Here is a 3,818-nt window from a genome sequence, read left to right as displayed (position 1 = left end):
CGGGCTCCGCAGCGGGGAGCGCCTGCTCGTCGTCGGCTGCGGCGGCGTGGGGCTGAGCGCGGCCATGATCGGCGTCGCGCTCGGTGCCGAGGTCATCGCCGTCGACATCGACGCCTCTGCCCTGGCGCGCGCGGCGTCGATCGGCGTCACGCACACGATCGACTCGAGCGGGCTCGACGAGGACGCCGTCCTCACGCGCATCGCCGAAGCCGCGCCGGCGGGCGTGCAGGTGTCGGTCGAAGCCCTCGGGCGTGAGTCCACGATGCGCCTCAGCCTCCTGGCACTGGCGCCAATGGGCCGTCAGGTGCAGATCGGGCTGTTCTCGAGCGAACCGACACTCCCGCTGCCGCGCATCATCTCGCAGGAGCTGTCACTCCACGGCAGCCACGGCATGCCGGCGTCCGACTACTCGGAGCTGCTCGACCTCGTCGCGAGCGGTGCGCTGCGCCCGCAGGACCTCATCGAACACCGCATCGGCCTCGACGAGGCACCGGCAGCACTCGTCGCCCTGGCGTCCGGCGACCGCTCGACGGGCGTGACCGTCATCGACGTCGCCTGACGGTTCCCACCGCCAATATCGTGATCTGAAATATGTAGTATTACCTACATGCCTGCGTTCGTTGCAACCTCGATCAACGCTGCCGTGATCGACCTGCTCCGTCCATGAACCGACGCTCCGTGCCGATCCGAAGGGCGGTGTCCGTAGCAGCCTTGGCACTCCCCATGGCACTGATCGTCGTCTCCCACACCATCTGGCGCGGAGAACTTCCGGACGCGGTCGGTACGCACTGGTCAACGCCAGGGCCGGCGGACCGCTCGACTCCGACCGCCACGTTTTTCGCGTCCTGGTGCTCGGTGAGCGCAGTCGCAACGGTGCTTGGGGCGACGGTCGCCATAGCCTTTCGAAACGCGAAACTGGTCACTTCCATCGCGCTGCTCATCTCAGGAGGCCTGTCGGGCATCGCGGCGGCGCAGTGGCTCATCTCGACCGGACTCACGCTGCAGGCCGGTGACGCTCGGCGCGCGGTGTTGGGGGCGTGGATACTGGTACATCTCGCGGCATGGTCATACGGCGTCATCCCAATGCTGATCTGGCCACGCCCGCAGCGAGACGGGTGATGCCGGGGCACGCTCCCCGCGACGTCAGACGGTGTGCGTCGTTCCAGCCGACGACCAGCTGGCCGACGTGTTCGGCTGCACCGGGTCTCCGGCCGCACCGGCCGCATTCGCGGCCCCGACGAGCGTTCCGAAGTAGAACGCGAGCAGGAGCAGGACCGCGGCGCCCAGGCCGACGACCGCCCACAGCAGCGCCTTCGGGATGCCCTGATCCGCGTGCTCTCCGCGGTATTCGGGGAGATCGCGATCGGGAGCGGACTGCGTGGCCTGAGGCGGCAAGGTGGCGCCGACGATACCCGCAGCCGCGGCCGGGGTCGTGAGCGCGCTCGCGCCGTCGAGTTCCGGGAACGCGACCGTCTCGCCGGGGAGCGCGGCCGGGGCCGTCTGCGGCACGTTCGCGACCGGTCCCTGCGAGGGGACGGCCGCGGCGTGTGCGCCGAAGACGGAGACCGAGGCGGGGATCACGGGTGTGGGCGCGGTGTTCGAGGCGACATCGGGCTCGGCCACCGGGGAGGTGTCCGCAGCGTCGTCGTCGTCTCCGGCAGCGTGGGCCCCGGTTCGTCGTGACCCGCCGGTGTCGTCGTCGGCGTCCGTGCCGTCGACATCGGTACCGTCGGCGGCGACGAGGCCCGGGATGGGGGCGAGCGGGAGATCAGGGTCGGCGATCGCGTCGGCCTGGAGCGACCACCCACCCTCGGCGGCGAAGGCGTCGGCAAGCGACCGTGCCGAGGTCGCCTCGGCCGTGGCGATGGCGTCTGGCTGATCGGACGGCTCGGACGGGGCGACCGTGGCCGTGTCGTCGACCTGCTCGGTGTCGGCGGGCGGTGTGGCAGCCGGCCCGCCGTCAGTCGCGGCGCCATCGGCCGAGGCGATCTGGACTGCATCCGTGTCGGGTCCGAGGTCGAACAGCGACTCGAGCCGCAGCTCCTCGCTGACAGGCTCGGGCTCGCCGACCGGCTCAGGGCCGATCGAGCCCTCGTCGGCGAGTGGGGCATCCGATGCGGCGGCATCCGTGGTGGGATCGGTCGCACCGTCGGCGACTGCGCCGTCCGGCACGAACGACGGAAGCGGTGTGACGCCCGCTGCAGCGAGTGGGACGGCGTCGAACTCGACGATCTCCTCGTCGAACTCGTCGTCGAGCTCCTCCGGGTCGACGGCGAACACCGGGGTCTCGGGAGCAGGAGTATCGGTGACGGGGGTCGGTGCCGTCTCGGGAGCGGAGTCGGCGGCGAGGTCGTCCGAGGTCTCCGTGTCGTCGGTGTCGTCGCCCGAGCCGAGCCCGGAAGCGGCGCCCGCAGCGGTTGCGACCCCTGCGGCGGCGAGGCCACCGGCCGCGACGGCTGCGTCGAACCCGCCGAGCGACAGCGTCGGGAAGAGGTCGACCGTGTCGTTCGCGGCGGGGACGATCGGTGCGGCGTCCGGCGCGGAGCTGTCGGTCTCGGTCGCGTCGTCGGTCCAGCTGGCGAACTCGTCACCGGGTCCGTCGACGAGCGGGCGACCGAGCGTGACGGCGGCGAGGCCCGGAGCGAAGGGCTGGACGTCGCCGGCGATGAACGCGGCATCGGGCACCTCGCCCTCGAGCGCGAGCTCCGAGGGGGACTCCGCACTCACGGCTGACGACTCGGCGCCCTCCCACTCCACCGGCGGGACCGGGATGGGCTGGGTCGTGGGAGCCGCGTGCACGAGCGGGTCGAGGGCGTCGTTCGGTGCGAGGTCCCACACGAAGGGCGCGGTGCCGAAGGGGCTGACCGTGGGCTCGGGTTGCACGCCGTCGAGGGAGATGAGCTCCGTGATGGAACGCTCGGCCTTCGGGGTCGGCGGGCCGAAGGCCGGGGGGACGTCGGCAGTGTCCGTCGCATCGTCGTCGACCGGCACGTCGTCACGGCCTGGCTCGGCGTCCGCGTCAGCGCCGGGTGTCGGCGCCGGAGGAACGGCTGCTGCTGCGGCTGCGGCACCCGCCAGGGCCGAGAAGCCCGGACCGCCGAGGCTGTCGAACGGCCGCGTCTCATCGAGCGGCTCGGCGTCGACGTCGGGGACCGTCTCGGGCCACGGGACGTCGGCTGGTGAGGTCGGCTCCGCTGCACTCGCGGGTGAAGCCGCTGCGACCGTGTCCCAGCGGAACGGCGCCGCGGGGGTGATCGGCTCGGAGGCGACGATGCCGTCGGACGCGGGCTCTGGGTCCGAGTCGGCGGTCGGCTCGACCGGCTCGCTCGCGGTCGGAGACGTCGCCTCATCGGTGGCGGCGACGGACTCCTCCGCGGAGTCGAACTGCTGGGGCGCCTCGTCGACCGGCTCAGCGTGCGGTTCCTCGGACGCCTGCTCCTCCGGTGCCGCCGGCGCGGCGCCGAACGTCGCACCGAACGGTTCCGTCAACCAGGCCAACGGATCCGTGCGCGGTGCGGAGGCCTCGGCAGTCGCCGGCTCGGCGGTCCAGACGTCGTCGGCAGCTGCTTCGTCGGCCGGGGTTTCGTCGGGTCGCGCGGCGGTGGGCGCCGAAGCGTCGATCGTCGTGTCACGGACCTCGACGGTCTCTCCACCGAGGACGTCGTCGCCGAACGTCTCGGACAGGCTCCAAGAGCCCTCCGGGAGATCGTCGTCCTGCGCCTCGGTGTCGGGCGTCGTCGCGGAGCCTGACGGCACGTCGTGGTCCGCGGCGGGCGGCGTCGGCGTCACCGGCGGGGCGGTGGGCGGCTGCGGTGCGG

At 72.4% G+C, this 3,818-nt stretch carries 2 protein-coding genes and 1 pseudogene; 2 read left to right on the top strand and 1 reads right to left on the bottom strand.

What is annotated here, in order from left to right; genetic code table 11:
• Positions 1–559: zinc-binding dehydrogenase (locus IFT89_RS19785; RefSeq protein ID WP_202939834.1), on the top strand; the 559-nt coding region annotated here is incomplete at its 5' end.
• Positions 560–723: 164 nt separating this feature from the next.
• Complete coding sequence (locus IFT89_RS19780; protein ID WP_202939833.1) at positions 724–1,119, top strand: hypothetical protein; 396 nt, start codon at positions 724–726, stop codon at positions 1,117–1,119.
• Between the two features lie 24 nt (positions 1,120–1,143).
• On the opposite strand, the pseudogene IFT89_RS19775 reads toward IFT89_RS19780, so the two are convergent.
• Positions 1,144–3,818, bottom strand: a pseudogene (locus IFT89_RS19775) (hypothetical protein); the annotation flags it as partial.

This window comes from Plantibacter sp. CFBP 13570 (assembly GCF_014841395.1).
Taxonomy (GTDB): Bacteria; Actinomycetota; Actinomycetes; order Actinomycetales; family Microbacteriaceae; genus Plantibacter; species Plantibacter auratus.
Note: the sequence above shows the minus strand (reverse complement) of the source record. Positions and strands in the feature narration are given on the sequence as shown.

Bases quoted from the DNA above. Each gene is read 5' to 3' on its own strand.
- IFT89_RS19780 (WP_202939833.1), top strand. From the start codon at position 724: ATGGCACTGATCGTCGTCTCCCACACCATCTGGCGCGGAGAACTTCCG.